Origin of the sequence: Devosia sp. CN2-171 (assembly GCF_049354815.1) — a bacterium.
Classification (GTDB): Bacteria; Pseudomonadota; Alphaproteobacteria; order Rhizobiales; family Devosiaceae; genus Devosia_A.
This window is the reverse complement of the sequence record NZ_CP186479.1, coordinates 3,007,427-3,028,809: the sequence shown is the minus strand read 5'-3', so window position 1 is coordinate 3,028,809 and position 21,383 is coordinate 3,007,427. Positions and strand designations below refer to the sequence as shown.

Here is a 21,383-nt window from a genome sequence, read left to right as displayed (position 1 = left end):
GTGTTCGCTCTGGATTCACGTGAAACGGTGGGTCAGCTGCCGGCCGGCACCGGCGCGAACACTTCGATCGCGGCGGGGCGGATCAGGAAATGTGCCGGCGTCGAAGTGACGATGTCGCCATCGGTGTTGACCGCCATCGGCTCCCTGGTGCGGATGTCGAACTCCACCGATTTGTCGGTGCGCACCTCTTCCCAGGCGCCGTGGGTGCCGCGGCGGAAGTGGCCGAACAGCAGCAAGAGCTTGAACACATTATCCTGCTCGAGGCTGTAGAGATCGAGATGGCCGTCGTCGATCGCGGCATTAGCCTCGATCACCGTGCCGCCGCCATAGTGCCGGCCGTTGCCGACGGCGATCTGCAGCGTCTTCACCTTCTCCTCGCCGCGGGCGGAGATGATCGTCGCCTTGAACGGCTTGGCGCGGGCGAGGACCTTGAGCGCGGCGAGTGCGTAGCCGAGCTTACCCCAGCGGCGCTTGGCTTCGCGGCTCAGTCCGTTGGCGAGCGCGACGCTGAGCCCGATGCTGGCGACATTGAAGAACGGGTGCTCGTTCACTTCGCCGAGGTCGACCCGCCGCGTCTTGCCGGCAATGATCACGTCCGCGGCCAGCAGCAAGTTGTCGGAGATCTCCAGCGTCCGGGCGAGGTCGTTGGCCGTGCCCATCGGCAGGATACCCATGGGCAACCCGGTTGCGAGCACGCCGCGCGCCGCCGAGTTGAGCGTGCCGTCACCGCCGCAGACGATGACGAGATCGAATTCTCCGCCGCGCCGGATGATGTCGGCGCTGACTTCGTCCGGCGAATCGAAGCGCTCGATGCTGACCTCGATGTCGCCCGCCTTCAGGCGGTCGATCACCGGTTCGAGCGCTGCCGTGCCGCGGCGGGCGTTCGGATTGACCAGCATGAGGGCGCGGCGCGGGGTGTTCGTGGGCATCGTTCTCGGGGGGTTCGAAAGTTCGCCTCACATGGGCGAGGCCGGGAGTTTGCGCAACCGGGAAAACCTAAACTCTTGGCAATCCGATGGCCGGCATGCCCTATGCCTGCCCTGGGGGGCGTGATGCTCAAGCTCAGACACCTGTTCGACAATCGCGCGCTGGCCGAAACGCTGGCGGCCGAGTGGGTGCCCGACCCGGAGCCCTTTCCCTGGTACCGGATTTCATCCAACGCCATCTATGTCTTCCTCCGCGGCGGCGAACCGCACTTCCTGCGCTTCGCGCCACAGGCCGAGAAGGATCCGCAGAGTGTGGCGGCGGAACTCGCCTTCATCGCCTACCTGCGCGATCGCGGCTTTGGCGCACCCGAGGCGATAAGCAGCCGCAGCGGCGAACAGATGGTTGTGTCCGAGACCGAATGGGGACCGTTCGTCGCCACCGCATTTCGCCGGGTTCCCGGCCAGCAGCTCGGTCGGACTGGCCTCGCAGACGAGATCGTCGCAGCGCATGGGCGTGCATTGGCGGAGTTGCACACGCTGTCGCGCGACTACGCTCCACCCGGCACGCAGCGCTGGTCCCATGTCGAGGCGCTCGACTGGATGGCGCCGTGGTTCGAGACCGACGCTGCTCGGGCCGAAGCGAAGCTGGTGGCCGGCGCGCTGGCGGCACTGCCGCGGGACGCCGACGCCTACGGGCTCTGCCACTACGATCTCGAGTGTGACAATGTCTTCTTCGATGCCGCGTCCGGCCGCTGCCATGCCATCGATTTCGACGATGCGATGTACCACTGGTTCGCCATGGACATTGAGCAGGCGGTGGCGAGCGTTCGCGAGGAGATCGATCCGGAGCGGGCCGACGCCGGCGAGGCGGCATTTCTCGCCGGCTACGCTTCGGCACGGCCCCTGCCACCCGATCTCGACCGCGCACGGGGCATTTGCCGACGCTTCGCCGATCTCTACTGGTACGCCCGGGTGCGCCGCTCGCTGGCCGAAACCTTTGCCGACGAGCCGTACTGGATGGTGGACCTGCGCAGCCGGCTCGCCGAGGGGCTAGCTGAGCGCGAAGCCCGGTTCGGTGCGCCGAACGGTTAGTGCCCGGGGAGGGCGCGGAGCGGCGTGTTGCCGCCGGCATGTTCGTGTCGGCAAATCGTCGCGGCACCGTAAACGGCGGCATACGTAGTTGCGGGCGATGCCTTGCAAGCAAACTGGCGAGGACTCTACGTTGAAGCGTTAAGGTTTGTTCTGTCACAATTTGGTGGTGAGGCCGGATAGTGGGAGGGACCGATGCGCGCGGCGCAGATGTTCTGGGACAAGGCAGGCCACTGGTCGGGCACCGACGGCGCGCCCGCCGATGCAGGGCTTGTTTTCTACTTCGGCCGCCGGCAGATGCTTGCCGACGGTGCACCCTACGAGCAGTTGCGGGAGCGCTTTCCGCGCGCGCACGTACTCGGCTGCTCGACCGGCGGGCAAGTCACCGGCACCGATGTCAGCGATGATGTCGTCTCGGCTGTCGCCTTGGACTTCTCCAGCACCAGGGTGCGGGTCGCGAGCGCTCGCATCGCTCGCCCCACCGACTCGAGGAGCGTCGGCGCAACCCTCGGGGCCGAACTCAACGACAAGGATCTGGCCGGCATCTTCGTTCTCTCCGACGGCTTGGGAGTTAACGGCAGCGCGCTGGTCGAAGGTATTGCCAGCCGGATCGGAGCGTCCGTCCCGGTGAGCGGCGGCCTTGCCGGCGACGGCCCCGATTTCGCCCAGACCATTGTCGGCTGCGACGCGCCGCCCGAGCCCAACACCATCGCGGCGGTTGGCTTCTACGGCGACGCTATCCGGATCGGGCATGGTAGCGCTGGCGGCTGGAACGTATTCGGCCCTCTGCGGCAAATCACGCGCTCGGCCGGCAACGTCCTGTTCGAGGTCGACGGCAAGCCGGCCCTCGATCTCTACAAGCTCTATCTGGGCCCCGAGGAAAGTCAGAAGCTGCCGGGCTCAGCCCTGCTGTTTCCCATGCGCATCTTCGATCCCAAACACCCCGACCAAAGCGTCGTGCGTACCATCCTGGGCGTCGACCATGTCGTCGGCTCCATGACCTTTGCTGGCGACATGCCGGAGGGCTGGTCGGCCCAGCTGATGCGCGGCAGCTTCGATAGGCTATGCGCCGGTGCCGCCGAAGCAACGCATCGTGCCGTGGAACGGGCCGCGCCTGGACCGGATGCGCAGAGCGTCGCCATCCTCGTCAGCTGCATCGGCCGACGCCTGCTCATGGGCCAGCGCATTGACGAGGAGCTGGAGGCGGCGGCTGCCGAGCTCGGGCCCAACTGCCTGCCGGTCGGGTTCTACTCCTATGGCGAGATCTCCCCGCATGAGCAGTCGGGCTTCTGCCAGCTGCATAACCAGACCATGACCGTGACCTTGCTGACGGAACAGGCGGCCTGACGCGTGCGTAAACTGTTCGACCGGCAGCTCGAAAAAGCCACTGACGACACCGGCCATGTCGACCTCGACACCCTCGGACGGCTGGTCGCAGCCGCCTATGAGGAAGTCGAGCAGGATCGCGCCCGCACCGACCGCTCGATCGAGCTGATGGTCGGCGAGCTGATGGAGTTCCAGGTCGGGCTGCAGGCCGAGATCAAGAGGCAAACCGGCAAGCTGCGGCTCAGCCAGGAGCGGCTGCGGACCCAGAACACCCGGTTCGCCACCGCGCTGGAGAACATGGCGCAAGGCCTCGCCATGTTCGACAGGCACGAGCGCCTCGTGGTGTGCAACCAGCAGTATCTCGAAATGTACAGCCTGCCGCGCCGTTTCGGCCGGCGCGGCACCTCGCTCACCGCCATCATCAAGGCCCGCATCGTCGCCGGGACCTCGGCCGGCAACGATCCCAAGGCCTATCTCGAGGAGCGGCTGGCGGCGGCACGCGATGGATTGAGCTCATCGGCGACGCACCATCTCAACAATGGCCGCGTCGTCTCGGTCAGCCACCGCGCCATGCCGGATGGCGGCTGGGTGACGATGCACAAGGACATCACCGAACTCCACAACATGCAGGCCGAGCTCGCCTTCCAAGCCTATCACGACCCGCTGACCGAGCTGCCCAACCGCAACCTGTTCTACCAGCGCCTCGGCCTCGCCTTCGAAACGCTGCCGCCGGGCGGCAGCTTTGCCGTGCTTTGCCTCGATCTCGACGGCTTCAAGGCGATCAACGATTCCATGGGCCATGCGGCCGGCGACAACCTGTTGCGCCAGGTCGCGGCGCGGCTGCGCCATTGCCTCGGCGACGGCGGCACTGTGGGCCGTATGGGTGGCGACGAGTTCGCTGTTCTGCTGCCGGGCGCCACCGATGACAGTGCAACGGCGCTGGCCAAGCAGATCCTCGAGGAAATCCGCCGGCCCTTCGAGATCGACGCGCATGCGGTGCTGGTCGGGGTCAGCATCGGCATCGCCATGGCGCCGCGCGACGGCGGCGGTCCGGATCGGCTGCTGCAGAACGGCGACCTCGCGCTCTATTCGATCAAGCGCGGGCGGCGCGGCGGGCAGCGCTTCTTTGCCCCAGATCTCGCCGGCGCTATTTCCGACCGCAGCCGGCTGGAGCGCGACCTGCGGCATGCGCTGGCGGGCGACGAGCTGGAGCTGCACTACCAGCCGGTGCTCGACCTCACCTCGCGCACCATCACCGGCTTCGAGGCGCTGCTACGCTGGCACCATCCGACCGCCGGCATGATCCTGCCGGCCGATTTCATCCCGCTGGCCGAAGAGTTGGGCCTTATCGCCCCGATCGGCGAATGGGCGATCCACGAAGCGCTGGCCGAGGCGGCGCAATGGCCCAGTGGGCAGCGCATCGCCATCAATGTGTCACCTGTGCAGTTCGAACGTGGCAATCTCGTCGGCGTGGTGGTCGACGCGCTGGCCGCGAGCGGCATCGCCCATGAGCGTGTCGAGCTCGAAATCACCGAGAGCGCGTTGCTCGCCGCCACGGGCACCAACATCGAGATCCTCAAACAGCTGCGCGGACTTGGCCTGGGGATCGCGCTGGACGATTTCGGCACCGGCTTCTCGGCGCTGAGCTACCTGCTCGATTTCCCCTTCGACAAGCTCAAGATCGGCGGGCCGTTCGTTGCTGGCGACGACGGCAGCCGGGCTGCGATCGTTCTGGGCGCCGTCGCCGATATCGGCCGCCGCATGGGCATACGCACCACGGTCGAGGGGATCGAGACCGCGGCGCAGCTCGATCGGGTCTGCGACATGGGCTTTGCCGAAGCGCAGGGGTTCCTCATCGCCAACCCGATGCCGCGCGAGGCGGTGCATCGGTTGCTGCGCATGTCGGATGCCGCGCCGGCAGCCCCGCGCCGCGGGCCCGAGCGCCGGGCCACGGGAGCGATGCGCGGGACGTGAGCTGTTCCGCGGATTCACGTGGAACAACCCTCAGCTGAGAAAAGCGCGGAGGCGCCTGATCCCCTCGTGGAGTTTCTGCGGTTCTGTCGCGTGGCACCAGCGCAGCCAGCCATTACCTTCCGGCCCGAACGCACCGCCCGGGGCAAGCCCGAGGCCCGCCTCCTCGACGAGGCGCTTCGCCAGCGCCAGCGTGTCGTCCTGGCCTTCGATGCGGAAGAACACATACATCGCCCCGCCCGCCTCCGGCACGACCACGCCCGGGAGTGACCGAAGCTCATCGACTAGGAGGTTTCGCGTTGCCGTGAGGTGGGCGCGGAGCTTTGCCACTTCCGGTTCGCCGTGGGTGACGGCGGCGGTGGCGGCGCGCTGGATCGGCTCGAGGATGCATGAGGTGTTGTATTCGATGATCTTGCCGAGATCGTTGGTCAGCGTCTCGGGCGTGACGAGCCAGCCGATGCGCCAGCCGGTCATCGACCAGGCCTTCGAGAAGCTGTTGACCGAGATGATCCGGTCGCCCGGCTGATAGCGGCGGAGGAACGACGGCGCGGATTTGCGGGCAGGGTCGTGCACCAGCCGCTCGTATACATCGTCGCTGAGAATCCAGATGCCATGCTTGCGGCAATGGCTGAGGATCGCGTCGACCTCGGCTTCCTCGATGGTCCAGCCGGTCGGATTGTTCGGTGAGTTGATGATCACCATGCGGGTGTCGGGGGTCAGCGCGGCCAGCAGCCCGTCGAGATCGAGCGACCACTTGCCGTTGGCGACGGTGAGCGGGACGCGGTCGACGGTGGCGCCCAGGATCTTTGGGATCTCGACGATATTGGGCCAGAGCGGCGTGACGGCGACGACACGATCGCCGGGCGAGACCACCATCTGCGCGGCGAGCATCAGGCCGGAGACGCCGGACCCGACCGCGGCGATGCGGCCGGCATCGACCGGCGTGCCGTGAAGGTTGGTGAGGTAGGTGCCGATCGCTTCGCGCAGGTACGGCCGGCCGAGATTCTGCGAGTAGAAGGTCTCGCCGCTGCCGAGCGAGGCCATCGCGGCTTCGCGGATGAATTGCGGGGTCGGCTGGTCGGATTCGCCGAACCAGAACGGGAGGACGTCGGTCCGGCCCATCGCGGCATTGGCGACGTCGCGGATGAGGGAGGATTGCAGGGACTGGACGGCGGGGCGGGCGGCGGCGAAGAGGGTCATGCGATGGGTATCGCCGAAGGGGAGGATTTCGACAAGCTGGTGGGTGGTTGCGGCATCGCGTTGCAGCCATTCGCAGACGGCCCCCTCCCGGCCTCCCCATAAAGGGGGAGGTGAAGAGTCGAGTTTCGGTCTTCGATTTGTGCCAAACACACCGGCGGGACACCTCCCCCTTTAGGGGGGAGGATGGGGGGGCCGTCTCGGCCGCAGTCAGTCTACAGCACGAACCGGCTCAGGTCCGTGTCCGCCGCCATCTTGCCGATGCGGTCGTCGACATAGGCCTTGTCGATGCGAATTGTCTCGCCTGACTTGTCCGGCGCATCGAACGAGATGTCCTCGACCAGCCGCTCAAGGATGGTGGCGAGGCGGCGGGCGCCGATGTTCTCGACCGTCGAGTTCACATGCACCGCGGCATCGGCGATGGCCTCGATCGAGTCCGGCGTGAAATCGAGGGTGAGGCCCTCGGTCTTCATCAGCGCCACATACTGCTTGATGAGGCTGGCGTCGGTGTCGTTGAGGATGCCCACCAGGTCGTCGCGGGTCAGCGCCTTGAGCTCGACGCGGATGGGGAGGCGGCCCTGCAGCTCGGGCAGGAGGTCCGAGGGCTTGGCAACGTGGAAGGCGCCCGAAGCGATGAAGAGGATGTGGTCGGTCTTCACCGGGCCGTACTTGGTCGAAACGGTCGTGCCTTCGATCAGCGGTAACAGGTCGCGCTGCACGCCTTCGCGGCTGACGCCACCACCGTAGCCGCCCTCGCGATTCACGATCTTGTCGATCTCGTCGATGAAGGCGATGCCGTGGTTCTCGACGAGGTCGACGGCTTCCTTGTTGAGCGCATCCTGGTCGAGCAGCTTGTCGGCTTCCTCGGCGATCAGCGGCTGGTGCGCGTCCTTCACCTTGACCTTCCGCTTGACGCCGCGGCCGCCAAAGGCCTTGCCGAGCATGTCCTGGATGTTGATGACGCCGATATTGGCGCCCGGCATGCCGGGAATCTCGAAGCCGCCGGAATTGCCCGAGGGCTGCATCTCGACCTCGATTTCCTTGTCGTCGAGCTCGTTGTTGCGGAGTTTTGCGCGGAAGGCGTCGCGGGTCGAGGGGGAGGCGGATGAGCCGACCAGCGCATCGAGGACGCGCTCCTCGGCATTGTGATGGGCCTGCGCCTGGACTTCGGCGCGCTTCTTGTCGCGCAGGAGCGAAATGCCGGCCTCTACTAGGTCGCGCACGATCTGCTCGACATCGCGGCCGACATAGCCGACCTCGGTGAACTTGGTGGCCTCGACCTTGATGAACGGCGCCTGGGCGAGCTTGGCCAGCCGACGCGAAATCTCGGTCTTGCCGACGCCGGTCGGCCCGATCATCAGGATGTTCTTGGGCGTCACCTCGGCGCGGAGATCTTCCGGCAGCTGCTGGCGGCGCCAGCGATTGCGCAGCGCCACGGCGACGGCGCGCTTCGCATCGTGCTGGCCGACGATGTAGCGGTCGAGTTCGGCGACGATTTCGCGCGGGGAGAAATTGGTGTCACTCATTCATCATCACTTTCCGCTGCCCTCACGCGAGGCGCAGCATCATCAGGTAGTCCTCGTGCATGACCCCGTCGACCATCAGGCCGCCCGGGTCCTTGCCGTAGACAACAAAGCCCATGCGCTCATAGAGCCGTACGGCCGGTGTGTTGGCTTGCGTCACCTGCAGGTAGAGAAACTGCACGTGCTCGCGGGCCGCGCCGATTACTGCATCGAGCAGCAGCCGCGACGCGCCGGTAGCGCGGAACGCCGGGCGCATATAGACGCCGACGAGGTGTCCGCGATGCCTGGTTTTGGCGCCGCCTTCGGCGAAGAACCCGGCGATGCCGCCAAGTTCACTGCCGTCGAAGACGCCATAGGCGAAATTCCGCGTGAGCCGGGCCTTCCACTCCTCGTCAGGCAGCGCGGTGTCTTCCGCGAGAGAGGCACCGAACGCCGCCGGCGCATCCTCCAGCCCATCGAGCCGGATGGTCCGATAGGCCAGGGAATCGTCGGCGCTGAGGCGGCGGACGGTGTAGCTCACATCAACGCTCGATCGACTCGAGCGTGACGTTTTCGTTGGTGTAGATGCAGACCTCGGCCGCGATCTTCATCGCCTTGCGCGCGATGTCCTCGGCGTCGAGATCGGTATTTTCGCTCAAGGCCAGCGCGGCCGAGTAGGCGTAGTTGCCGCCCGAGCCGATGGCGATGGTGTCGTGATCGGGGGTGAGGACGTCACCTGTGCCGGTGAGCACCAGGGTCGTGTCCTTGTCGGCGACGATCATCATGGCTTCGAGGCGGCGCAGGTACCGATCGGTGCGCCAGTCCTTGGCGAGTTCGACGGACGCGCGCATCAGCTGGTCCGGGTACTGGATCAGCTTGGCTTCGAGCCGCTCGAACAGCGTGAAGGCGTCGGCCGTGGCGCCGGCGAAGCCGCCGATCACCTTGCCGTCGGCGAGGCGCCGGACCTTCTTGGCATTGTGCTTCATCACGGTGTTGCCGACCGAGACCTGTCCGTCACCGGCGACCACCACCTTGTTGCCCTTGCGGACGGCGACGATCGTCGTGCCGTGCCAGCCGGGGAACTCGTTGTCTTTCGACATGGGGAAATAACTCCAGAACTGTTCCGCCTTATTTAGGCGCGGGGCGGGGGAATGCAAACCGGGCTAGACGGTTGGGTAGTTCCCCGGAGGTTACCGAGGGAGAGCGGGCCTTCACCGCATCTTCACCGCTCCGGCGCTATCTGCTAGAGCCGCCGCGACAACCGGAAATTCTGCCATGCGTACCGCTGAAATCGCCCGCAAGACCAATGAGACCGAGATCACCGTCTCGGTGAACCTCGACGGTACCGGCAAGCACGATATGCAGACCGGCATCGGTTTCCTCGACCACATGCTGGACCAGCTGAGCAAGCACTCGCTGATCGACATGACCGTACGCGCCAAGGGCGACCTCCATATCGACTTCCACCACACGGCCGAGGATGTCGGGATCGCGCTGGGCGAAGCCGTGAAGAAAGCGCTCGGCGACAAGAAGGGCATCCGCCGCTATGCCTCGTCGGACCTGCCGATGGACGGCACACTGACCCGCGTCGCGCTCGATGTGTCGGGGCGGCCGTTCCTTGTCTGGAAGGTCGAGTTCACCCGCGACAAGGTGGGTGAGATGGACACCGAGCTTTTCCGCGAGTGGTTCCAGGCCTTCGCCATGAATGCCGGCATCACGCTCCATGTCGAGACCTTCTACGGCGACAACAACCACCATATCGCCGAGAGCGCCTTCAAGGCGCTGGCCCGGGCATTGCGAAGTGCCGTGGAGATCGATCCGCGCACCGCCGACGTGATCCCGTCGACCAAGGGCACGCTCTAGGGCTTAACTGGTCGCGCCTTCAGGAAAAGCCTGCAGCTTTTCCTGAAGGCGCTCCGCGCTTAGCTGAAGCCGTACATGGCCGCGGCGCCGAGGACGCCGAGGGTGAACACACCCATGAACACCAGCAGGCCGACGGCGCACCAGCCGAGAAATGTTGCCTGGGCATGCTCGCCATGGCTGTCGTGAGCGTCGTGTGTCATCAGGCTCTCCTCGTGCTTCAGACCAATGCCGGGCGTAGCGGCTGGTTCCCTCATCTTCCAACCGCGGCGGTTTTGCTCTAAGGCGAACCGCATAGCCCGATCCCCAGAGGTTAGCCTGTGTCGCTCTATTCCGTCTATGCGCGTAAAAGCGATGGCCCGGTTGCGGTCGCCGATCGCTTTTCATGGTCCGCCGCCCTCGTGCCGCCGGTCCATGCGCTCGTCCATGGACTGTGGCTGCTGCTCGCCGGCTGGGTGTTCGCCACCGTCGTGATCGTGGCGCTATCCTTCGTGATCGGCGGCGAGGCGGCGTTCTGGCTCTACGTGCTGCTGGCGATCCTGATTGGCTTCGAGGCGCCGGCCTTCCGCCGGGTGAAGACGGCAAAGACCGGCGGCGACTACCAGGGCGACTTTGTCGCCCAGGGCGAAGATTTCGCCCTCGTCGAATACCTGAAGCGGCAGGGCAAATGAGCACCGTCACCATTATCGACTACGGCTCGGGTAACCTCCGCTCGGCCGCCAAGGCCTTCGAACGCGCCGCGCGCGAGACGGGAACCGGCGACGAAATTCTCGTCACCGACGACGTCGAGGCCGTCCGCCGAGCCGACCGGATCGTGCTGCCGGGCGTCGGCGCCTTCGCCGATTGCCGCGCCGGGCTCGATGCCGTGACCGGCATGGTCGAGGTGCTCGAGGAGCGCGTCATCAAGGGTGGGGTACCGTTCCTCGGTATCTGCGTCGGCATGCAGCTGATGGCGACCGAGGGGCGCGAGAAGGCGATCACCAAGGGGCTCGGCTGGATTCCCGGTGCGGTGGTGCGGCTGGAGCCCAAAGGTGCACTCAAGGTGCCCCACATGGGCTGGAACACGCTGCGCTTCGGCGCGCCGCATGTGCTGCTCGACGGCATCCCGGATGGCGAGAATGGGCTGCACGCCTATTTCGTCCACTCCTATCACCTCGCGACGGACGGGCCCGAGACGCTGGTGGCGTCGGCTGACTACGGCCAGACCGTCACCGCCATCGTCGGTCGCGACAATATGCTGGGCACCCAGTTCCATCCTGAGAAGAGCCAGACCCTCGGCCTGACGCTCATTGGGAATTTTCTGCGGTGGAAGCCGTGAGTTTCGTGATCGCCGCTCCCCCCCTCCCAACCTCCCCCGCGAGGGGGGAGGTGTCTGCCGGTGCTTTTGGCAGGATCGAGGGTCAGCCACTGAACGGCACCTCCCCCTTGACGGGGGAGGTTGGGAGGGGGTGTGCCCCACGCTCGATGCAGGCAGGAGCCTCCGCATGATCCTTTTCCCCGCCATCGACCTGAAGGATGGCCAGTGCGTCCGGCTGAAGCTGGGCGACATGGCGCAGGCGACCGTGTTCAATGACGATCCCGCCGCGCAGGCGAAATCGTTCGAGGACCAGGGGTTCGAGTACCTGCATGTCGTCGATCTCAACGGCGCGTTCGCCGGCGAGAGTGTGAATGGCGTCGCGGTCGAGGCTATCCTCGGCGCGGTGAAATTTCCGGTACAGCTCGGTGGTGGTATCCGGACCATCGCGCATATCGAGAGCTGGCTGGGCAAGGGTCTCGCCCGCGTCATCCTCGGCACGGTCGCGGTGCGTGATCCGGGGCTGGTGCGGGAAGCGGCGCGGCTGTTTCCGGGGCAAGTCGCGGTCGGCATCGATGCGCGTGGCGGCAAGGTGGCGGTCGAGGGTTGGGCGGAAACGTCCGAGCTGACGGCGATTGAGCTCGGCCAGCGTTTCGAGGGGGCCGGGGTCGCGGCGATAATCTACACCGATATCGACCGTGACGGCGTGCTCAAGGGCATCAACTGGCCCTCGACGCTGGAGCTTGCGACGGCGGTGTCTATCCCGGTGATCGCCTCGGGCGGGCTTGCCTCGATGGATGATATCCGGACCATGACCGAACCGCAGTACCAGGTGCTCGAAGGCGCGATCTCAGGTCGTGCGCTTTACGACGGGCGCATTGATTCACGTGAAGCGCTGGCGCTGCTCAAGCAGGTGAGGGCGGCGTGAGTGACCCACGCTTCCCAATGCGTCGGTATTGGTGGTGGCTGGCTGTAATTCTGGTGCCGTTTCTCGTGCCGTTGGCACTGTCCGTCGGTGCCGACTGGATACTGCAACTCAATGGCTGCACCTTCGATTTGAAGGGGGGCACAACCTGTGTGATCGGCCGGACGGAATTGGGACCAATTCTCGGCAGTACCCTTCTCTGGTCCAGAGCCGTCGCGTTCACTTGGATGTGGTTTGCCTTCATCGCGTTGCCCATATGGCTGACGGTGCTGCTGGTTCATCGACGCCGGTGGAGGAATGCCGCATGACAGCCCCGCGCTTTCCGTGGTGGCCCTATCTGATCGCACTGGTGCTTATCTTTGTCGGCGCCATGGCGCCGATCGCGCTGACGGTCTATGCGGCCAATGTCGCGCAAAGCCATGGCTGCACGGTCAGCAATGGCGTGCTCGATCCCTGCATCGTCGATGGTGTCGACAAGGCGGGCGAGCTGCAGGCGATGGCCAATACCTTCTGGTATGCGCTGGTGACCTGGCCGGCCGGGATCCTGCTGATCTTTGCCTGGCTTGGGGTGCTCTACTGGCATCGCGGGCGGTGGAAGCGGAAGGCGGGTTTCGATGCCTAGGCTGCGCAACAAGCCGGTGCTGATTGGCAAGGTCGACCTGTGGTGGTACGGCATCGCCATCCTGCCGATCCTCCTGCTCGTCTATCTCGGCTTCACGGGGATCCTGTCGCCTCTCATCGGCCTGATGGGCCTCTTCGCCTTCTTCTTCTGGCTGTTCAGCTTCATCGGCGCGATCTGGAGCAAGCTGAAGAAACGCCCCAAGGACCTGCCTCGATGACCCTCAAGACCCGGATCATTCCCTGCCTCGACGTCAAGGACGGCCGCGTCGTCAAGGGCGTGCAGTTCGTCGACCTGATCGATGCCGGCGATCCGGTGGAGGCGGCGATCGCCTATAACGCTGCCGGCGCGGACGAGTTGACCTTCCTCGACATCACCGCGAGCTCGGACAATCGCGAAACCATCTACGACGTGGTGGCGCGCACCGCCGAGCACTGCTTCATGCCGGTGACGGTGGGTGGCGGGGTGCGGCGGATTGAGGATATCCGCAAGCTCCTGCTCGCCGGTGCCGACAAGGTGGCGATCAACACGTCGGCCGTGAACGACCCCGATTTCATCGCCCGCGCCGCCGACAAATTCGGCGACCAGTGCATCGTCGTTTCGGTCGATGCCCGCCAGCGCCAGAACCGCGCGCCGGGCCAGCACAACATGGACGAGTGGGAAATCTACACCCATGGCGGCCGCAACCCGACCGGGCTCGATGCCGTGGAATTCGCCGCGAAGATGGTCGAGCTTGGCGCCGGCGAGCTGCTGGTGACCTCGATGGATCGCGACGGCACCAAGTCCGGCTTCGATCTGAAGCTGACCCGCGCCATCGCCGACAGCGTGCATGTGCCGGTGATCGCTTCCGGCGGCGTCGGCACACTCAACGATCTCGTCGACGGGGTGAAGGAGGGGCACGCCTCGGCGGTGCTCGCTGCCTCGATCTTCCACTTCGGCACTTTTACGGTGGGCGAGGCCAAGGACTACATGGAGCGCCACGGCATCCCGATGCGGCGCGATACCAACGCGGGAGAGATTTGATGAGCTTCACACTTGAAGACCTGGACCAGCGCATCGCCGCCCGCGCGAGTGCGTCGCCGGACGAGAGCTATACGGCCAAGCTCCTCAAGGACGGTGTCGAGCGCTGCGCCAAGAAGTTCGGCGAGGAAGCGGCCGAGATCATCATCTCGTCCGTCACCAAGGACAGGAAGGGCACCGAAAGCGAAGCCTCGGACGTGCTCTACCACCTGCTCGTGCTATTGCGCGCCGCCGGGGTGCCGCTCAGCGACGTAATGGCACAGCTCGAGCGCCGCACTGCGCAGTCGGGCCTCCAGGAAAAGGCGTCGCGGGGGCAGGGCAAGTGACTGCTGACGACAGGAAGCTCGAGCCCTACCACTATTTCACCAAGGCCGAATGGAGCCGCTTCCGCGCCGACGAGCCGATGACACTGGAGCCGGCTGATATCGAGCGGCTGCGCGCGCTGACCGACCCGATCTCGTTTGTCGAGGCCGAGGAAATCTACCTGCCGCTGAGCCGGCTGATCTCGCTCTATGTCGAGGCGACGCAGCAGTTGCACGACGCATCGACGAAGTTCCTCGGCGCCGATGGACGGAAGGTCCCGTACATTATCGGTGTTGCGGGTTCGGTTGCGGTGGGGAAATCCACCACCTCGCGCATCCTGCGGGCGCTGCTCAGCCGCTGGCCGAGTTCGCCCAAGGTCGATCTCGTGACGACGGACGGGTTCCTGTTCTCGAATGCCAAACTGGACGAACTGAAGCTCGCCGACCGCAAGGGTTTTCCAGAGAGCTATGATCGCACCGCGCTGATCCGGTTCCTCAGCGACATCAAGTCCGGAAAACCTGATGTGAAGGTGCCGGTCTACTCGCATCTCGTCTACGACGTCGTGCCGGGGCAGTTCACCACCATCGATCGGCCAGACATCCTGATCGTCGAGGGGTTGAATATCCTGCAGCCGGGCGAGTTGCCAAAATCCGGCCGCCCGATCCTCTTCGCTTCCGACTTCCTTGATTTCTCGATCTTTATCGATGCCGCCGAGGCGGACCTGAGGGCTTGGTTCATGGAGCGCTTCCGGCGCTTGCGTCAGACCGCCTTTGCCGACCCCAAGAGCTTCTTCCACCGCTTCACCCAGATGAGCGCCGAGGAAGCGGAAAAGTTCGGCATGTGGGCGTGGACCGAGATCAACCTGCCGAACCTGCGGGACAATATCCAGCCGACGCGGAGCAGGGCTGACCTGGTGCTGACCAAGGGGCGCAGTCACACGATCGAGCGGGTGGCGTTGCGGAAGGTGTGAGTTTCACCTGCCCAGCCTAAACTCCGACCCCATGCTCGGCGGCCATTGCCTGCAGATCCGCCACCGGTCGTGCGCCGATATGCGAGATCACTTCGCTGGCCGCGAGGCAGCCGGCCTGGAGCGCCGTGCGGAGGTCGCGTTCACGCGCCAGCGCCAGCAGGAAGCCTGACGCGAAGAGGTCACCGGCGCCGGTGACATCGACCACTTCGGGCACGGCGTAAGCCGGCACGGTGATGATCTCGCCATTGTGGATGGCCATGGCGCCCTGGGCGCCCATGGTGATGGCGGCAAACTCGGCATCCTGGGCGATGGCCTGCACCGCGCCGTGGAAATCGGTCTGGTACAGCGACTTCAGCTCTTCGATATTGCCGAAGACGATATCCATGGTCTTACTTCGGATGAGGTCGAGGAACTCGTCGCGGTAGCGGTTGACGCAGAACGGGTCGGAGAGGGTGAAGGAGGCGGCCTTCTCGTGCTTGTGCGCATAGTGCGCGGCCATCACGAAGGCCTTCTTGGCTTCGGTCGGATCCCACAGGAACCCTTCCATGTAGGTGATGGTGGCGCCGCCGATCTCGTCTTCCTTGATGTCGGCTGTGGTGAGCTGGTGGCAGGCGCCGAGATAAGTGTTCATCGTCCGCTCGCCATGCGGCGAGACGAGGATCATGCAGCGCGCCGTGGCCGGACCGTCGACGAGGCGGGAAACGCCGTAGTGGACGCCGATGCGCTTGAGGTCGTCTTCGAACACATCACCAAGCGCGTCGTCGGCCACCTTGCCCACGAAGGCGGCGCGCCCACCGAGCGACGCAACGCCGGCAGCCGTATTGCCCGAGCTGCCACCCGAGATCTGCTGCTTCTCCGCAGGCATGCGCTGGTAGAGGTATTCGCTGCGCTCCGCGTCGACGAGATGCATGATGCCTTCGGAAAGGCCTTCACGCTCGAGGAAGCCGGGTTCGAGGGGTGCAATGACGTCGACGATGGCATTGCCGATGGTCAATACGTCGAACCGGGCCTCGGCCATCGGTAATCCTTGTCTCAAACGGAGAAAACGAGCCGGCGCCGGACTTAGAGGAGATTTGCGCGAGGCGCAACGGACTCAGGGACTTCGGCCTCGCCTAAGCTGGTCGGCGCTGCGGCGGGTGAGCTTGCGGATCAACGGATCGGCGGTCTCCGGGGTGACCCCGAGCAGCTGCCCGTCGAGCAGCAGCATGGAGAGCCCGTGGACGAAGGCCCAGGCGCTGATCGCCGCTTCACCCGGTGCGTCGGGATCCTCCCTCGCCGCGGCGACAGCGAGACTCGCATAGGCGGCGTCCGCGGCGCGGCGCAGTTCGGGGTCCTCGAACTTGCCCAGCTCGGACGAAAACATCAGCCGGTACAGCCTGGGATTCGCCAGTGCGAAATGCACATAGGCCTCGGCCATGGTGGCGAACTGGTCCTCGGGCGCCACGCCGTCCTTGGCGCCGCAGACTTCGGCATCGAACTTCTCGAACCCCGCCGCCGCCACGGCCTGGATCAGTGCCTGCCGGTCGCGGAAGTGCCGATAGGGCGCGGCCGCGGACACGCCGACCCGGCGCGCCAGCTCACGCAGGCCGAGGGCCTCGGTGCCGCCCTCGGCGAGCAGGTCGAGCGCGGCCTCGACCAGGGCGCGGCGCAGGTCGCCGTGATGGTAGCGGTCGGATTCTGTGGATGTTGACATTGATCACATATGGGACTATCTCGATGCGTACAGTGTTAACATGCTGCCTCGGCTGGGTCGAGGCGGAAGGGACGCGACACAAATGCTCGACCTGATCCTCGCCATCCTCCACCACCTCGCCGTGTTCAGCCTGGTCGGCATATTCGCCGGCGAGTTCGCGCTCTTGCGTCCGGGTATCGAAGGCCGGCGGCTTGGCCAGCTCGGCTCCCTCGACGCCGCCTATGGCGCGGCGGCTGGTCTCGTCATCATCGTCGGCATCGTCAGAGTGATCTTCGGCGCCGCCGGTTGGGAATATTACGTCGGCAACTGGGTGTTCTGGGCCAAGATGCTCGCCTTCGTCGCCATGGGCATCGCCTCGGTGCCGGCGACGATAGCGATAGCCCGCTGGCGGCGGACGGCACAGGCAGACCCCGGGTTCGTCCCGCCGCCCCCGGAGGTAGCAAGGGCCCGCCAGTTCCTGTGGCTGCAGGTGGCGATCTTTGTCTTCATCCCCAGCTTCGCCGCAGCGATGGCGCGGGGGTATGGGGTGTAGATTGCAACCATCGTAGAATCCTCCAGCACGCCTCACTTCAAGCACTGGTGGGATTTCACCCGACCGGAGAAGGGGCAATCTTTCGGAGTTCAAGCGCGGGGTGGGGTTAGGTCCCCTTCGGGGCCGGCGTCTTCGGCTCGAACCGGCACCATTCGCGAATGATGCAGCGCCAGCAATCGGGTTTGCGGGCCTTGCAGATGTAGCGGCCGTGGAGGATCAGCCAGTGATGCGCGTGCAGCATGTACTGGTCGGGGGTGACCTTCATGAGGCCCGTCTCCACCTCGAGCGGAGTGTTGCCGGGGGCGAGCCCCGTGCGGTTGGAGACGCGGAACAGGTGCGTGTCGACCGCGATGGTCGGCTGCCGGAACGCGATGTTGAGGACGACATTGGCTGTCTTTCGTCCGACGCCCGGCAGACTTTCGAGCGCCTCGCGGTGCTCGGGCACCTTGGAATTGAACTTTTCGATCAGCTGCTGGCTGAGCGCGAAGGTGTTCTTGGCCTTGTTGCGGAAGAGCCCGATCGTTTTGATCCGCTCCTCGATCCCGGCGACGCCGAGGGCGACCATTTTCTCGGGCGTATCGGCGAGCTGGAACAGTGTTTTGGTCGCTTTGTTGACGCCGGCGTCCGTTGCCTGGGCAGAAAGGACCACCGCGACCAGCAGCGTGAACGGGTTGACGTAGTCGAGTTCACCCTTCGGTTCGGGGTTGCTCGCCGCAAGAGCGCCGAAAATCGCTTCGACATCTGCCTTTGGAAGCCTTTTGGGCGACCGTTTCACTTTTTGCTGCGCCATTTCCGCCAACCCGATTCTCGGCTTATAGTGATGCCCAGGATGACGACGCAAACGCAAGCGAGGCCGCTCTTTGCGGCAAAGCTGACGCCCCATCGTTCGATGGGGCGCCGGGGCTTTCGCGCGGTCATCGTCATGGTCGCCGTGCTCGCGACCATTCCCGGCATCATCTTTTTCTCGATGGGCGCCTGGCCGATTGTCGGCTTCATGGGGCTCGATGTCGGGCTGATCGCCTGGGCCCTCTTGGCGCATCAGCGCGACGGCAAGCGCTATGAGCAGGTGACGCTCTGGCCCGACCAGCTCGAGCTGAAGCAGGTCGACGGCACCGGCAAGGAGACGCTGACGCGGTTCAACCCGTTCTATGTGAAGCTGGTGATCGACCGCGATTTCAACGAGCGGACCACCGGGCTGCACCTTAGGACCGGCGAGCGGGACATCGAGGTGGGGACGTTCCTCAATACCGACGAGAAATCGAGCTTTGCCAAAGCCTTTGGCACTGCGCTGAAGCGAGCGCGGGTTTAGTCCCGCAACCCGTCAAAACCGGGTCGCATCGGATACCTCGGGTGCCTATGTTCAGCCCATGAGCAAGCACGAAACCATCATCGCCAATTCGGACTACGAGACCGTGCAGGCGGCCATCGCTTATCTCAGCGAGACCCTGCCCGATGAAACCGACCTGCCGCGCTTTGCCCGCGCACTCGGGCTGACCGAGCGGCAGCTCACCGACCTCTTCCGCCGCTGGTGCGGGCTGAGCCCCAAGAGCTTCGCCCAATGCGTGGCGCTGAACCACGCCAAGAAGCTATTGGCCGACAAGCAGAGCGTCTTGGATACGACCTACGAGGTCGGCTTCTCCTCGACCTCGCGGTTACACGACCTGTTCGTGACGCACGAAGCCATGCCGCCCGGCGCCTATCGCAACAAGGGCGAGGGGCTGGAGATGACCTGGGGCATCGCGCCTTCCCCCTTCGGCACGGCCGTGCTGACCATGACCGAATACGGACTCTCTGGCATCGGCTTTGCCGATGAGCACACCAGCGTCGAGGCGGCCTTCGAGGACCTCGCCAACCGCTGGCCGAACGCGAGCTATCGACGCGATGACGCGGCTGTGCGGCCGGTGGCGGCGCGGGTGTTCGACCCCCAGCGCTGGAATGCCGAGGAGCCGGTGCGGGTCGTGCTGATCGGCACCGATTTCGAGATCAAGGTCTGGCAGACGCTGCTGAAAATCCCGGTGGGGAAGGCCACGACCTACCAGACCGTCGCCCAGCATATCGGCAAGCCGACCGCGGCTCGGGCCGTGGGGGCGGCCGTGGGCAAGAACCCGATCAGCTTCGTCGTGCCGTGCCACCGGGTGGTGGGTTCGACCGGGGCGCTCACCGGGTACCACTGGGGCGTGCCGCGGAAGCGGGCGATTCTGGGATGGGAGAGTGGGGTGGTGGGGGCTTAGTTCGGCAGGGGGCTCACTTCGGTGTTATTGACCCACGCGTGTGCCGTCCCGGCGGTCCAGATTTCTTTTAGCCCAGAAACGGTGGGCAGTATCACTGCCGGGTCGAATGAACCTTCGAGGGTTAGCGTCGCGTAGTTTCCAACCCAGACGGAATAGCATCCGCAATGAACGTCCGTCTGGCACGGGTTGCCGCTTGATAGCCGTTCCAGAGATGAAGCTGCCAGCCAAGGTCGACGATGGGCTCCCGGTTGTCGTCTCGCCTGTTCACTCCTCGCCCGAGTAAACGAACGAGATCATTGTGGCTGGCAAGCGAAGTTGGCACGCTCCCCTTTCGTACCGAGTTCGGCCGACGGTACCAAACGCGCGTCCACTCAGACAATTCACTGAGCAGATCGAAATGCCTGCGTAGACGTTCCGCGCACGCGTCAAGTGACTCCTGCCGCGCTGCCCAGTAGACGCCGACCATGATCCGCATGGTTGGTTGCCCTCAGACCGCCACCGTCCCCGCCAGCTTCCCATCAGCCCCGATCTTGTAGACCACCGGTTCCCCCGTCGCGAGTTCGCGCTTGAGGATCTGTTCGGGGGTCAGCCCCTCGATGGCCATGACGATCGAGCGCAGCGAGTTGCCGTGCGCGGCGACGAGGACGGTCTTGCGGGCCTTGAGCAGCGGCAGGATTTCGGCGTCGAAATAGGGCAGCGTGCGGGCCGCCGTGTCCTTGAGGCTTTCGCCGCCCGGCGGGGGGACATCGAACGAGCGGCGCCAGATCAGCACCTGCTCTTCGCCCCACTTCTTCCGCGCATCGTCCTTGTTGAGGCCCGAGAGGTCGCCATAGTCGCGCTCGTTGAGGAGCTTGGAACGGGTGATCGTCACCTCGGTGATGCCCTGGGTCTCGAGGATCAGGTCGAGCGTGTGCTGGGCCCGGCGCAGTGCGGAGGTAAAGTAGGCGTCGGGCTTGAAGCCGGCCGTCTTGAGGCGCTCGCCGGCGGCTTTGGCCTCGCTGATCCCCTTCTCGGTGAGGTCCGGGTTGCGCCAGCCGGTGAAGAGGTTTTTCAGGTTCCACTCGCTCTCGCCATGGCGCACGAGGATCAGCGTACCGGTCATCGATCAGTTCCTATGAGTTGAAGCCGAGCACGTCGGCCATGGAATAGAGGCCGGGCCGCTGGTCGCGGGCCCAGAGCGCCGCCCGCACCGCGCCTTCTGCAAAGAGCGCGCGGTTGTCGGCGATGTGGTTGAGTTCGATCCGCTCGGACGGGCCGGCGAGGATCACCTTGTGCTCGCCGACGACATTGCCGCCGCGTAGCGTGGCAAAGCCGATGCTGCCAGCCTCGCGCGGGCCGGTATGGCCGTCGCGGACACGCACCGAATGGGTCTTGAGATCGAGATTGCGGCCGCGCGCGGCGGCTTCGCCGAGCATCAGCGCTGTGCCCGAGGGCGCGTCCACCTTCTTGTTGTGGTGCATCTCGAGGATTTCGATGTCGAAGCCCGGCAGCGCCGCGGCCGCCTGCTTGACGAGGCCGAGCAGCACGTTGACGCCGAGCGAGAAATTCCCGGCCTTGACGATGCGGGCGCCGTTTGCGGCGGCATCTGTGATGGCCGCATCATCGGCCTCGATGCAGCCGGTGGTGCCGATGATGTGGATGAGGCCGCGTCTGGCCGCCTCCTTCGCCAGCGCCACAGAATTGGCGGGGGCGGTGAAATCGATGATTGCTTCGGCGCCGGTAAGGGCGGCGTCGACATTGTCGGTGATGGCGACGCCGAGCGCATCCACGCCGGCCAGCTCGCCCGCATCCCGGCCGATGGCGGGGCCGCTGCGATCAAAAGCCGAAAAGACCGCGAGCCCCGGTGTCGCCGCGATCGCGCGGATATTGGCGCCGCCCATGCGTCCGCCGGCTCCCGCGATTGCGACCTTGAGATCAGACATGCC

The 21,383-nt window shown here is 65.3% G+C and carries 28 protein-coding genes; 16 read left to right on the top strand and 12 right to left on the bottom strand.

Annotation, left to right across the window (positions count from 1 at the left end):
• Positions 1 to 32: 32 nt before the first annotated feature.
• Positions 33 to 929 carry a lipid kinase gene (locus tag ACOYW5_RS15010; protein WP_423065696.1) on the bottom strand — a complete coding sequence of 299 codons (897 nt, stop codon included), beginning with the start codon at positions 927 to 929 and terminating at the stop codon, positions 33 to 35.
• Positions 930 to 1,052: 123 nt separating this feature from the next.
• Between ACOYW5_RS15010 and ACOYW5_RS15005 the strand changes: the two genes are divergently transcribed.
• The 3 genes from ACOYW5_RS15005 (at position 1,053) to ACOYW5_RS14995 (ending at position 5,315) form a co-directional block, all read left to right on the top strand.
• Positions 1,053 to 2,018, top strand: a complete 966-nt coding sequence (locus ACOYW5_RS15005) for a phosphotransferase enzyme family protein (protein ID WP_423065695.1) — start codon at positions 1,053 to 1,055, stop codon at positions 2,016 to 2,018.
• 192 nt (positions 2,019 to 2,210) lie between these two features.
• Positions 2,211 to 3,362 (top strand): FIST signal transduction protein, encoded by a 1,152-nt coding sequence (locus tag ACOYW5_RS15000; protein ID WP_423065694.1) that lies wholly within the window; start codon positions 2,211 to 2,213, stop codon positions 3,360 to 3,362.
• Between the two features lie 3 nt (positions 3,363 to 3,365).
• Positions 3,366 to 5,315 carry a putative bifunctional diguanylate cyclase/phosphodiesterase gene (locus tag ACOYW5_RS14995; protein WP_423065693.1) on the top strand — a complete coding sequence of 650 codons (1,950 nt, stop codon included), beginning with the start codon at positions 3,366 to 3,368 and terminating at the stop codon, positions 5,313 to 5,315.
• A gap of 30 nt (positions 5,316 to 5,345) precedes the next feature.
• Here ACOYW5_RS14995 and ACOYW5_RS14990 read toward each other — a convergent pair whose 3' ends face one another.
• The 4 genes from ACOYW5_RS14990 to hslV form a co-directional block, all read right to left on the bottom strand.
• Positions 5,346 to 6,512, bottom strand: a complete 1,167-nt coding sequence (locus ACOYW5_RS14990; RefSeq protein ID WP_423065692.1) for a pyridoxal phosphate-dependent aminotransferase — start codon at positions 6,510 to 6,512, stop codon at positions 5,346 to 5,348.
• A gap of 212 nt (positions 6,513 to 6,724) precedes the next feature.
• Positions 6,725 to 8,035: an ATP-dependent protease ATPase subunit HslU gene (gene hslU / locus ACOYW5_RS14985; RefSeq protein WP_423065691.1), complete on the bottom strand. Its 1,311-nt coding sequence runs from the start codon at positions 8,033 to 8,035 to the stop codon at positions 6,725 to 6,727.
• Positions 8,036 to 8,057: 22 nt separating this feature from the next.
• On the bottom strand, positions 8,058 to 8,552 hold the full coding sequence (locus ACOYW5_RS14980) for a GNAT family N-acetyltransferase (protein ID WP_423065690.1): 495 nt from the start codon (positions 8,550 to 8,552) through the stop codon (positions 8,058 to 8,060).
• A gap of 1 nt (position 8,553) precedes the next feature.
• Positions 8,554 to 9,111, bottom strand: a complete 558-nt coding sequence (gene hslV, locus ACOYW5_RS14975) for an ATP-dependent protease subunit HslV (protein WP_423065689.1) — start codon at positions 9,109 to 9,111, stop codon at positions 8,554 to 8,556.
• Between the two features lie 175 nt (positions 9,112 to 9,286).
• Between hslV and hisB the strand changes: the two genes are divergently transcribed.
• Positions 9,287 to 9,874 (top strand): imidazoleglycerol-phosphate dehydratase HisB, encoded by a 588-nt coding sequence (gene hisB, locus ACOYW5_RS14970; protein ID WP_423065688.1) that lies wholly within the window; start codon positions 9,287 to 9,289, stop codon positions 9,872 to 9,874.
• Positions 9,875 to 9,933: 59 nt separating this feature from the next.
• Here the strand turns inward: hisB and ACOYW5_RS14965 are convergent, their stop codons facing one another.
• Positions 9,934 to 10,074: a hypothetical protein gene (locus tag ACOYW5_RS14965; RefSeq protein ID WP_423065687.1), complete on the bottom strand. Its 141-nt coding sequence runs from the start codon at positions 10,072 to 10,074 to the stop codon at positions 9,934 to 9,936.
• Between the two features lie 117 nt (positions 10,075 to 10,191).
• Between ACOYW5_RS14965 and ACOYW5_RS14960 the strand changes: the two genes are divergently transcribed.
• The 9 genes from ACOYW5_RS14960 (at position 10,192) to coaA (ending at position 15,002) form a co-directional block, all read left to right on the top strand.
• Positions 10,192 to 10,542 carry a DUF2628 domain-containing protein gene (locus ACOYW5_RS14960; protein ID WP_423065686.1) on the top strand — a complete coding sequence of 117 codons (351 nt, stop codon included), beginning with the start codon at positions 10,192 to 10,194 and terminating at the stop codon, positions 10,540 to 10,542.
• On the top strand, positions 10,539 to 11,189 hold the full coding sequence (gene hisH, locus ACOYW5_RS14955) for an imidazole glycerol phosphate synthase subunit HisH (RefSeq protein WP_423065685.1): 651 nt from the start codon (positions 10,539 to 10,541) through the stop codon (positions 11,187 to 11,189). Before ACOYW5_RS14960 ends, hisH begins: the two co-directional genes overlap by 4 nt.
• Positions 11,190 to 11,355: 166 nt before the next feature.
• A complete protein-coding gene (hisA, locus tag ACOYW5_RS14950; RefSeq protein ID WP_423065684.1) occupies positions 11,356 to 12,093 on the top strand; it encodes a 1-(5-phosphoribosyl)-5-[(5-phosphoribosylamino)methylideneamino]imidazole-4-carboxamide isomerase in 738 nt (245 codons plus the stop codon).
• A complete protein-coding gene (locus ACOYW5_RS14945; RefSeq protein ID WP_423065683.1) occupies positions 12,090 to 12,398 on the top strand; it encodes a hypothetical protein in 309 nt (102 codons plus the stop codon). The genes hisA and ACOYW5_RS14945 overlap by 4 nt, the downstream gene beginning before the upstream one ends.
• Positions 12,395 to 12,712, top strand: a complete 318-nt coding sequence (locus ACOYW5_RS14940) for a hypothetical protein (RefSeq protein WP_423065682.1) — start codon at positions 12,395 to 12,397, stop codon at positions 12,710 to 12,712. Before ACOYW5_RS14945 ends, ACOYW5_RS14940 begins: the two co-directional genes overlap by 4 nt.
• Positions 12,705 to 12,929, top strand: coding sequence for a hypothetical protein (locus ACOYW5_RS14935; protein WP_423065681.1), 225 nt, complete (start codon positions 12,705 to 12,707; stop codon positions 12,927 to 12,929). The genes ACOYW5_RS14940 and ACOYW5_RS14935 overlap by 8 nt, the downstream gene beginning before the upstream one ends.
• Positions 12,926 to 13,732, top strand: a complete 807-nt coding sequence (gene hisF, locus ACOYW5_RS14930; RefSeq protein WP_423065680.1) for an imidazole glycerol phosphate synthase subunit HisF — start codon at positions 12,926 to 12,928, stop codon at positions 13,730 to 13,732. The genes ACOYW5_RS14935 and hisF overlap by 4 nt, the downstream gene beginning before the upstream one ends.
• Positions 13,729 to 14,055, top strand: a complete 327-nt coding sequence (locus ACOYW5_RS14925) for a phosphoribosyl-ATP diphosphatase (protein WP_423065679.1) — start codon at positions 13,729 to 13,731, stop codon at positions 14,053 to 14,055. The genes hisF and ACOYW5_RS14925 overlap by 4 nt, the downstream gene beginning before the upstream one ends.
• On the top strand, positions 14,052 to 15,002 hold the full coding sequence (coaA, locus tag ACOYW5_RS14920) for a type I pantothenate kinase (RefSeq protein WP_423065678.1): 951 nt from the start codon (positions 14,052 to 14,054) through the stop codon (positions 15,000 to 15,002). Before ACOYW5_RS14925 ends, coaA begins: the two co-directional genes overlap by 4 nt.
• A gap of 16 nt (positions 15,003 to 15,018) precedes the next feature.
• Here coaA and ACOYW5_RS14915 read toward each other — a convergent pair whose 3' ends face one another.
• Both ACOYW5_RS14915 and ACOYW5_RS14910 read right to left on the bottom strand, forming a co-directional pair.
• On the bottom strand, positions 15,019 to 16,020 hold the full coding sequence (locus tag ACOYW5_RS14915; RefSeq protein ID WP_423065677.1) for an adenosine kinase: 1,002 nt from the start codon (positions 16,018 to 16,020) through the stop codon (positions 15,019 to 15,021).
• A gap of 75 nt (positions 16,021 to 16,095) precedes the next feature.
• The gene (locus ACOYW5_RS14910; RefSeq protein WP_423065676.1) at positions 16,096 to 16,695 is read right to left on the bottom strand and encodes a TetR/AcrR family transcriptional regulator; all 600 of its coding nucleotides are present in this window, start codon (positions 16,693 to 16,695) and stop codon (positions 16,096 to 16,098) included.
• Between the two features lie 82 nt (positions 16,696 to 16,777).
• On the opposite strand from ACOYW5_RS14910, the gene ACOYW5_RS14905 reads away from it, so the two are divergent.
• Complete coding sequence (locus ACOYW5_RS14905) at positions 16,778 to 17,227, top strand: DUF2214 family protein (protein ID WP_423065675.1); 450 nt, start codon at positions 16,778 to 16,780, stop codon at positions 17,225 to 17,227.
• Positions 17,228 to 17,333: 106 nt separating this feature from the next.
• Here the strand turns inward: ACOYW5_RS14905 and nth are convergent, their stop codons facing one another.
• On the bottom strand, positions 17,334 to 18,017 hold the full coding sequence (nth, locus tag ACOYW5_RS14900; RefSeq protein ID WP_423069476.1) for an endonuclease III: 684 nt from the start codon (positions 18,015 to 18,017) through the stop codon (positions 17,334 to 17,336).
• Between the two features lie 99 nt (positions 18,018 to 18,116).
• Between nth and ACOYW5_RS14895 the strand changes: the two genes are divergently transcribed.
• Positions 18,117 to 18,536, top strand: a complete 420-nt coding sequence (locus ACOYW5_RS14895; RefSeq protein ID WP_423065674.1) for a DUF2244 domain-containing protein — start codon at positions 18,117 to 18,119, stop codon at positions 18,534 to 18,536.
• A 58-nt stretch (positions 18,537 to 18,594) separates the two neighbouring features.
• Positions 18,595 to 19,458 (top strand): methylated-DNA--[protein]-cysteine S-methyltransferase, encoded by an 864-nt coding sequence (locus tag ACOYW5_RS14890; RefSeq protein ID WP_423065673.1) that lies wholly within the window; start codon positions 18,595 to 18,597, stop codon positions 19,456 to 19,458.
• 121 nt (positions 19,459 to 19,579) lie between these two features.
• On the opposite strand, the gene ACOYW5_RS14885 is transcribed toward ACOYW5_RS14890, so the two are convergent.
• From ACOYW5_RS14885 to dapB, 3 genes are read right to left on the bottom strand one after another with little or no spacing between them, the layout of a single operon-like run.
• A complete protein-coding gene (locus tag ACOYW5_RS14885; RefSeq protein ID WP_423069475.1) occupies positions 19,580 to 19,924 on the bottom strand; it encodes an Imm52 family immunity protein in 345 nt (114 codons plus the stop codon).
• Between the two features lie 21 nt (positions 19,925 to 19,945).
• Positions 19,946 to 20,560, bottom strand: a complete 615-nt coding sequence (locus tag ACOYW5_RS14880; RefSeq protein ID WP_423065672.1) for a 2,3-bisphosphoglycerate-dependent phosphoglycerate mutase — start codon at positions 20,558 to 20,560, stop codon at positions 19,946 to 19,948.
• A 10-nt stretch (positions 20,561 to 20,570) separates the two neighbouring features.
• Positions 20,571 to 21,380 carry a 4-hydroxy-tetrahydrodipicolinate reductase gene (gene dapB / locus ACOYW5_RS14875; RefSeq protein WP_423065671.1) on the bottom strand — a complete coding sequence of 270 codons (810 nt, stop codon included), beginning with the start codon at positions 21,378 to 21,380 and terminating at the stop codon, positions 20,571 to 20,573.
• Between the last annotated feature and the right edge of the window lie 3 nt (positions 21,381 to 21,383).

Bases quoted from the DNA above. Each gene is read 5' to 3' on its own strand.
- ACOYW5_RS14935 (WP_423065681.1), top strand. From the start codon at position 12,705: ATGCCTAGGCTGCGCAACAAGCCGGTGCTGATTGGCAAGGTCGACCTG.
- hisB (WP_423065688.1), top strand. From the start codon at position 9,287: ATGCGTACCGCTGAAATCGCCCGCAAGACCAATGAGACCGAGATCACC.
- ACOYW5_RS15010 (WP_423065696.1), bottom strand. From the start codon at position 929: ATGCCCACGAACACCCCGCGCCGCGCCCTCATGCTGGTCAATCCGAAC.
- ACOYW5_RS14880 (WP_423065672.1), bottom strand. From the start codon at position 20,560: ATGACCGGTACGCTGATCCTCGTGCGCCATGGCGAGAGCGAGTGGAAC.
- hisH (WP_423065685.1), top strand. From the start codon at position 10,539: ATGAGCACCGTCACCATTATCGACTACGGCTCGGGTAACCTCCGCTCG.
- ACOYW5_RS15005 (WP_423065695.1), top strand. From the start codon at position 1,053: ATGCTCAAGCTCAGACACCTGTTCGACAATCGCGCGCTGGCCGAAACG.
- hslU (WP_423065691.1), bottom strand. From the start codon at position 8,035: ATGAGTGACACCAATTTCTCCCCGCGCGAAATCGTCGCCGAACTCGAC.
- ACOYW5_RS14905 (WP_423065675.1), top strand. From the start codon at position 16,778: ATGCTCGACCTGATCCTCGCCATCCTCCACCACCTCGCCGTGTTCAGC.
- hisA (WP_423065684.1), top strand. From the start codon at position 11,356: ATGATCCTTTTCCCCGCCATCGACCTGAAGGATGGCCAGTGCGTCCGG.
- dapB (WP_423065671.1), bottom strand. From the start codon at position 21,380: ATGTCTGATCTCAAGGTCGCAATCGCGGGAGCCGGCGGACGCATGGGC.
- hisF (WP_423065680.1), top strand. From the start codon at position 12,926: ATGACCCTCAAGACCCGGATCATTCCCTGCCTCGACGTCAAGGACGGC.
- ACOYW5_RS14940 (WP_423065682.1), top strand. From the start codon at position 12,395: ATGACAGCCCCGCGCTTTCCGTGGTGGCCCTATCTGATCGCACTGGTG.
- nth (WP_423069476.1), bottom strand. From the start codon at position 18,017: ATGGCGCAGCAAAAAGTGAAACGGTCGCCCAAAAGGCTTCCAAAGGCA.
- ACOYW5_RS14890 (WP_423065673.1), top strand. From the start codon at position 18,595: ATGAGCAAGCACGAAACCATCATCGCCAATTCGGACTACGAGACCGTG.
- ACOYW5_RS14990 (WP_423065692.1), bottom strand. From the start codon at position 6,512: ATGACCCTCTTCGCCGCCGCCCGCCCCGCCGTCCAGTCCCTGCAATCC.
- ACOYW5_RS15000 (WP_423065694.1), top strand. From the start codon at position 2,211: ATGCGCGCGGCGCAGATGTTCTGGGACAAGGCAGGCCACTGGTCGGGC.
- hslV (WP_423065689.1), bottom strand. From the start codon at position 9,111: ATGTCGAAAGACAACGAGTTCCCCGGCTGGCACGGCACGACGATCGTC.
- ACOYW5_RS14885 (WP_423069475.1), bottom strand. From the start codon at position 19,924: ATGGTCGGCGTCTACTGGGCAGCGCGGCAGGAGTCACTTGACGCGTGC.
- ACOYW5_RS14965 (WP_423065687.1), bottom strand. From the start codon at position 10,074: ATGACACACGACGCTCACGACAGCCATGGCGAGCATGCCCAGGCAACA.
- ACOYW5_RS14895 (WP_423065674.1), top strand. From the start codon at position 18,117: ATGGGGCGCCGGGGCTTTCGCGCGGTCATCGTCATGGTCGCCGTGCTC.
- ACOYW5_RS14915 (WP_423065677.1), bottom strand. From the start codon at position 16,020: ATGGCCGAGGCCCGGTTCGACGTATTGACCATCGGCAATGCCATCGTC.
- ACOYW5_RS14910 (WP_423065676.1), bottom strand. From the start codon at position 16,695: ATGTCAACATCCACAGAATCCGACCGCTACCATCACGGCGACCTGCGC.